Origin of the sequence: Pseudomonas sp. B2M1-30 (assembly GCF_025447575.1) — a bacterium.
In the GTDB taxonomy this organism is placed as follows: domain Bacteria; phylum Pseudomonadota; class Gammaproteobacteria; order Pseudomonadales; family Pseudomonadaceae; genus Aquipseudomonas; species Aquipseudomonas botevensis.
The window spans coordinates 174,439-181,345 of sequence record NZ_JAOEJT010000015.1; the positions used below are offsets into that span (position 1 = coordinate 174,439).

General features: G+C 62.0%; 6 protein-coding genes. 4 read left to right on the forward strand and 2 right to left on the reverse strand.

The features are described 5' to 3' along the window. The first annotated feature begins 43 nt into the window (after positions 1 to 43). On the forward strand, positions 44 to 1,585 hold the full coding sequence (locus N8H74_RS24785) for an NCS1 family nucleobase:cation symporter-1 (protein WP_262151038.1): 1,542 nt from the start codon (positions 44 to 46) through the stop codon (positions 1,583 to 1,585). A gap of 53 nt (positions 1,586 to 1,638) precedes the next feature. After that, entirely contained in the window at positions 1,639 to 2,367 is a 729-nt protein-coding gene (locus N8H74_RS24790; RefSeq protein ID WP_217833988.1) for an aspartate/glutamate racemase family protein, read from the forward strand. A 64-nt stretch (positions 2,368 to 2,431) separates the two neighbouring features. Here the strand turns inward: N8H74_RS24790 and N8H74_RS24795 are convergent, their stop codons facing one another. Further along, the gene (locus N8H74_RS24795) at positions 2,432 to 3,355 is read right to left on the reverse strand and encodes a LysR family transcriptional regulator (RefSeq protein ID WP_262151041.1); all 924 of its coding nucleotides are present in this window, start codon (positions 3,353 to 3,355) and stop codon (positions 2,432 to 2,434) included. A 126-nt stretch (positions 3,356 to 3,481) separates the two neighbouring features. On the opposite strand from N8H74_RS24795, the gene N8H74_RS24800 reads away from it, so the two are divergent. Further along, positions 3,482 to 4,228: a 3-oxoacyl-ACP reductase family protein gene (locus N8H74_RS24800; protein WP_262151042.1), complete on the forward strand. Its 747-nt coding sequence runs from the start codon at positions 3,482 to 3,484 to the stop codon at positions 4,226 to 4,228. A gap of 84 nt (positions 4,229 to 4,312) precedes the next feature. On the opposite strand, the gene N8H74_RS24805 is transcribed toward N8H74_RS24800, so the two are convergent. Next, on the reverse strand, positions 4,313 to 5,008 hold the full coding sequence (locus N8H74_RS24805) for an HAD-IA family hydrolase (RefSeq protein ID WP_217833985.1): 696 nt from the start codon (positions 5,006 to 5,008) through the stop codon (positions 4,313 to 4,315). Positions 5,009 to 5,256: 248 nt separating this feature from the next. On the opposite strand from N8H74_RS24805, the gene N8H74_RS24810 reads away from it, so the two are divergent. Further along, on the forward strand, positions 5,257 to 6,907 hold a 1,651-nt coding region (locus tag N8H74_RS24810), incomplete at its 3' end, for a DUF6531 domain-containing protein (RefSeq protein ID WP_262151045.1).

Genomic DNA, 6,907 nt, shown 5'->3' on the forward strand with positions numbered 1-6,907 from the left:
CATGCACAGTCATCGCGGCCCCGAACATCAGGAGCCTGCCGGAATGCGTACAAGTCTCTCCAATAACAACATCGCGCTGAATCTGTCCGCCTCTTCACTCGACCCGTCAGTACCCGACGCCGGGCTGGCCGACCCCCTGCAACTGAGCCCGCGCCTGCACAACAGCGATCTGGCACCGACCAAGGCCGAAGGCCGGCGCTGGGGCAAATACAGCATCTTCGCCCTGTGGACCAACGATGTGCACAACATCGCCAACTACTCGTTTGCCATCGGCCTCTACGCCCTCGGTCTCGGTGGCTGGCAGATTCTGCTGTCGCTGGGGATCGGCGCGGCGCTGGTGTACTTCTTCATGAACCTGTCCGGCTACATGGGACAAAAGACCGGCGTGCCGTTCCCGGTCATCAGCCGAATCAGTTTCGGCATTCACGGAGCGCAGATTCCGGCGTTGATCCGCGCGGTGATCGCTATCGCCTGGTTCGGCATCCAGACCTATCTGGCGTCGGTGGTGTTTCGGGTGTTGCTTACAGCGGTCCACCCGGGTTTCGCCGAGTACGACCACGACTCGATCCTCGGCCTTTCGAGCCTGGGCTGGGTGTGTTTCGTGGCCATCTGGTTCGTGCAACTGGCGATTCTGGCCTACGGCATGGAAATGGTGCGGCGCTACGAAGCCTTCGCCGGGCCGGTGATTCTGCTGACCGTTGCCTGCCTCGCCGTGTGGATGTACACCCAGGCCAACGCGACCATTGCCTGGTCGATCCGCGAACCGCTGACCGGCGGCGAGATGTGGCGCAACATCTTTGCCGGTGGTGCGCTGTGGCTGGCGATCTACGGCACGCTGATCCTCAACTTCTGCGACTTCGCCCGCTCGTCGCCCTGCCGCAAGACGATCAAGGTCGGAAATTTCTGGGGCCTGCCAGTGAACATTCTGGTGTTCGCCGGGATCACCGTCCTGCTCTGCGGCGCGCAATTTCAGATCAACGGCCGGATCATCGAAAGCCCGACCGAGATCATCGCCTCGATTCCCAATACGTTTTTCCTGGTTCTCGGTTGCCTGGCGTTTCTGATCGTCACCGTGGCGGTGAACATCATGGCCAACTTCGTCGCGCCAGCCTTCGTGCTGAGCAACCTGGCGCCGAAATACCTGACCTTCCGCCGCGCCGGCCTGATCAGCGCGACCCTCGCCGTGCTGATCCTGCCGTGGAACCTCTACAACAGCCCGATGGTGATCGTGTACTTCCTGTCCGGCCTCGGCGCCCTGCTCGGCCCGTTGTACGGCGTGATCATGGTCGACTACTGGCTGATCCGCAAAGGCCGGATCAACGTGCCGCAGTTGTACAGCGAAAACCCCAACGGCGCGTATTACTACAGCCGTGGCGTCAACCTGCGCGCGGTGGCGGCATTCATTCCCGCCGCGCTGATCGCCATCGTGCTGGCGCTCGTGCCGGGGTTCCACAGCGTATCGCCCTTCTCGTGGCTGATCGGTGCGGGGATCGCCGGAATGCTCTACCTGATCATCGCCAGGCGCCAGCCGCACTACGCCGACGTGGATGGTGAAGCCATCGCTGTGGATAACGTCATTCACTGATTTTTTGGCGGCCCGTTCGCGGGCCGCAGAACCAACTGCAATAAGGACTTCTCATGCGAATTCTCGTGGTCAACGTCAACACCACCGAATCCATCACCCAGGCCATCGCCCGTTCGGCGCAGGCCGTCGCCTCGCCCGGCACGGAAATCATCGGCCTGACGCCGCATTTCGGTGCCGACTCGGTCGAGGGCAATTTCGAAAGTTACCTGGCGGCCATCGCCGTGATGGATCGGGTGATGTCCTACGACCAGCCGTTCGACGCGGTCATCCAGGCCGGCTACGGCGAACACGGCCGCGAAGGCTTGCAGGAACTGCTCAACGTGCCGGTGGTGGACATCACCGACGCGGCCGCCAGCACCGCAATGTTTCTCGGCCACGCCTATTCGGTGGTCACCACCCTGGATCGCACCGTGCCGCTGATCGAGGATCGCCTGAAGCTCTCGGGCCTGTGGGATCGCTGCGCCTCGGTACGCGCCAGCGGCCTGGCGGTGCTGGAACTGGAACACGAACCGCAACGCGCGCTGGAAGCCATCGTGCAACAGGCGGAACTGGCGGTGACGCAGGACAAGGCCGAAGTGATCTGCCTGGGCTGCGGCGGCATGGCCGGGCTCGATGAGCAGATCCGCCAACGCACCGGAGTGCCGGTGGTGGATGGCGTGACGGCGGCGGTGACCATCGCCGAATCACTGGTGCGGTTGGGATTGTCGACGTCCAAGGTGCGGACTTATGCGACACCTCGGCCGAAGAAAATCATTGGCTGGGCTGAGCGGTTTTCGCGCTGAATCCATTGCATTCCCCATGGGAACGGGCTGCTCGCGAAGGGAGCAACCCGATTCCCGATCAGACTCAAACCGCACTGAACCGCCGCGCCAACTCCCGCTCAGCAAACTGCTCGATGATGTAGTCGACAAACGCCCGGGTCTTGCCCGGCAACAATTTGTGCTCGGCGTAATAGATCGAAATATTGCCGTCATCGACATACCAGTCCGGCAACACCCGCTGCAAGGTGCCGGCCTCCAGAAACCCCACGGCAAACGGCATGCTCACCAGCGCAATCCCCAGCCCCTGCGCCGCCGTAATGCACGCGGCCTCGGAATCGCTCAGGGTCATCCGCGCGCGAAGTACCAACGGGCTGTGTTGTCGGATGCGATGGGTCAACTGCCACGAACGCACACGGCCGGTCTGTGGTGAACGGATCAGAATGCCGTCGTGGTGCTTGAGATCGTCCGGCTCGTTGATTGCCGCTCGTGAATCCAGATAGTCCTGCGACGCCACCAATATCCGATGGGCCGGGGTCAACCGGCGTGCGACCACGCCTTGGGGCAACTCGAATCCGCCGCCAATGGCGGCATCGAAGCCCTGGCCGATCAGATCGACCTGACGGTTATCGAAATGCCAGTCCGGGCTGATCGCCGGAAACCGCCGCAAAAACTCACCGAGCAACGGCACGATATACAAACGTCCGAACGCCGTGCCGACGCTGACTTTCAGGGTTCCCGCCGGTTGTCCTCCGGCGCTGGCCAGATTGGCCACGGCGTTCTGGATCGTGGTCAGGCTGGCGCTGACTTCGCTCAAGAACAGTTGCCCGGCCTCGGTCAGTGTCAGGCTGCGGGTACTGCGCTGAAACAGCCGCACACCGAGGCTCGCTTCCAGTTTCGCCACGCTCTTGCCGACGGCGGCGGGGGTCAGGCTCAAGCGCCGGGCAGCCTCGGCAAAGCTGCCGACTTCGGCGCTACGCACAAAGCATTCGATACTGCTGAAGGTTTCCATGGTCGCCACTATAAACTTTTGGTTTACACAGACTATAGCAATCATGGTCTACCCTGCTGTGGGTTCGGGGCAGATACTCGCCTCCAACAACAAGGCAACCCGCCTTGAATTCTCTGGAGTTCGACCATGACCACGCAAAACCTCAGCGGTAAAGTTGCTCTGATTCAAGGCGGTTCTCGCGGTATCGGCGCTGCCATCGTCAAGCGCCTGGCTGCCGAAGGCGCCGCTGTCGCCTTCACCTACGTAAGCTCCGCCGCCAAGGCTGAAGAGTTGCAGAACAGCATCACCGCCAACGGCGGCAAAGCCCTGGCGATCAAGGCCGACAGCGCCGACGCCAACGCCATTCGCCAGGCCGTGAACGCCACCGTCGAAACCTTTGGCCGCCTCGACATCCTCGTCAACAACGCTGGCATCCTGGCCATTGCGCCACTGGAAGATTTCAAACTGGAAGACTTCGACCAGACCCTGGCGATCAACGTACGCAGCGTATTCGTCGCGTCCCAGGAGGCTGCCAAACATATGGGCGAAGGCGCACGCATCATCAACATCGGCAGCACCAACGCCGACCGCATGCCCTTCGGCGGTGGCGGTGTGTACGCAATGAGCAAATCGGCACTGGTCGGCCTGACCAAAGGCCTGGCCCGCGACCTCGGCCCGCGCGGCATCACCATCAACAACGTGCAGCCCGGCCCGGTCGACACCGACATGAACCCGGCTCACGGCGACTTCGCCGACAGTCTGATCCCGCTGATGGCCGTCGGTCGCTACGGCAAAGCCGAAGAAATCGCCGCCTTCGTCGCCTATCTCGCAGGCCCTGAAGCCGGTTACATCACCGGTGCCAGCCTGACCATCGACGGTGGTTTCGGCGCCTGATCCAACGGGTGACCGCCAACAAAAACGCCGCCCCTCCTTGATAGGTGGGGCGGCGTTTTGTTGTGTGCGACCTTTATAAGTCGATCAAGCCCACTCCAGGCTCGGCAAACCACAGGCACTCGGGGTGAACGCCTTCAAGGTACGAAGAATCCCGTCGGCGTGTGCGTATTTTTCATCCGCCATGGCCGCATCGGGAATCGCGATGGCGGTCATACCCGCCGCTTTCGCCGCCGTGACACCGAAGGGCGAATCCTCGAACACCAGGCAATCCTCTGGCGCCACACCCAGGCGTCGGGCAGCCGTCAGGAAGATATCCGGCGCTGGTTTCGCGGCGCCTACTTCCGGGTCGTCGGCGGTCACGATGAAATCGAACAAGGCAAACCAGTCGCGGTGCAACGTGGTTTTCTGCCCGAACGACTGACGCGACGAACTGGTGCCAACCGCAATGGGAATGTTGTGTGCCTTGAGGTGACGGATCAGTTCCTCGGCCCCCGGCATCGCCTGCGCGGTGGGAAACCGCTCACGCATCAGCGGCTCGCGGATCACCAGAAACTCCTCGGCGGTGATTGGCAGATCCAGTGCTTCGACCACATAGCGCGCCAGATCGCCCGCGCCGCGCCCGATGATGTTCTGCTTGATGCTCCAGTCGAAAGTACGCCCGTAGCGCTCGGCAATGAGAGAAGTGACCTCGGTATAAATGCCCTCGGTATCCAGCAGCAAACCGTCCATATCGAAAATCACGGCCTTGATCGGGCCGAACGCCTTCAGCGGTGCATTCATCAGCGGATCCGTTATCAAAGGACATCCCGTCCGGCCTCGCGAGCGCCGTTTCCGGGATTTGATTAAAGGGTTCAGCAGCATAACGAGCGCGACGGACATTGGGCAACGGGCAATCTCCCGGGGTCGCCGAACGGCCGCTGTGCATTTAGCGAAATGCCCTACAAGCAAGGCTTACTTTCCCGACTTCTTTCCTTTTTGATCCCCCGCAAAGTTCCGCGCCTATCCATCGAAATGCGCGGTGATTGCCAATGTTCCAACCCGATCGGCTTCTGGCCCTGAACAACAGCATCGGTCTTCTGGTGGTCGCCGCGCTGAACCCCGAACACCCGGATATCGAAACCCTGTTCCGGGAGTTCCGCCTGAGCCTCAACAACTATGAAACCTGGGCCGAGCAGTTCTGGACCGGTTCGGCGCTGGATGTCGAACAGGTGTTCAAGGTCGGCAACGACGTGCGCCTCAGCGCGCCGCTGAACAGCCGCAAACCCATCAGCTCGTCAGTGGTCATGTGCCCCGCCGCCGGGTCGCTGACCCTGGTGCATATGTTCGAAGCCGCGCGCTTCGTACCGATCGGCGATACGCCGGTCACCCTGGAACCGCTCATTGCCGAAGCCGATGGCGTGCAGACCTTTGGTGAACCGCTGCACCACACCATCGGCCCCAGCGGCATTCTCGAAGTGAGCGATTGCGAGCGCGGCCAGCGTTATCGCATCACCTTTTTCCCCGACGTATCTCCCGCCCGGGTGAAAGCGCTGTACGCCTCCTACCAAGGCCTCATCGACAACCTGGAGGACTGGCTGCGTGCGGAATGGAGCGGATTTCAGCCGCTGTGGACGGAGTTTTCCAGCGCGGGTTTCAGCCAGCGATACGGCCAGTTGCAACAGGCTGACTGGCGCGGCTTCGAAACCGCACTGAACGGTGTCTGGGACAACGTGAAACAGCTGTTTTCGTTGCTGGCGGACTTGCAGGCCAATAGCGAAAAACTCCTGCAATACCTGTCCGAAGCGGATCTGGACGCCTTGCTGAAAGCGTCCACCGATGCCATTGCCAATGGCCTGCTGATCCTCGGCGACGAACCACTTCTGTTCATCCATCTCGCCGCGTTCACCAGTTGGCTCAAGATGTTGCCACCGCAATATCTGGCGGAGGTGGTCGCCGAGGTTCGCGCCGAACTCCTGATCGGTTTGCTGCTGACGCGGGTGGCCGGTGGCATCGGCGTGCCGCTGCAACTGAGCGTCAAAGTGCTGGACAAAATCAAATCGCCACGAGCCAGGGAGTGGCTGGCGGCGTCGGCGCTGCGCCTGAATTCGCTGACGCCCCCAGCCGGCCTGACGCCGCATGCGCAGGCGTTGAAACCGCTGATGGTCAATGCCCGACAGGCACCGTTGAAGCCGACACCTGCGGTTCCCCTGGAGATTCGCCAGGCGGACACTTCGACGTTGAAGATCGCGAATCCGGCGGCCATCGCGCGCGACAAATCCGGGCACATGACCCGACTGGAACGCCACGAACCCCGTGACGATGCTCCGGATCAGGCGAAAAACCCCAACGGCGACAGCGCCGATTGCGCCCCGCTGACCTGCACCAACGGTTGCCCGGTGTCGATGGTCACCGGCGAAGAACTGCTGACGTTGACTGACGGCGTGCTCGACGGATTGCTGCCGTTCGAGTTCACCCGCCTGTACCGCACCAGCGCCGCTGAAATCGATATCGGCCTCGGCCATGGCTGGAGCCATTCGCTGGCCCATCGGCTGGCGATCGAGGGCGACAGCGTGGTCTGGATCGACCACGAAAACCGGCGCACGCGGTTTCCGCTGCCGAGTGCCGAGCGCCCGGCGATTCACAACAGTCTGTCGCGGGCGGCGATTTTTCTCGGGGATGAAGCGGAGGAATTGATCCTCG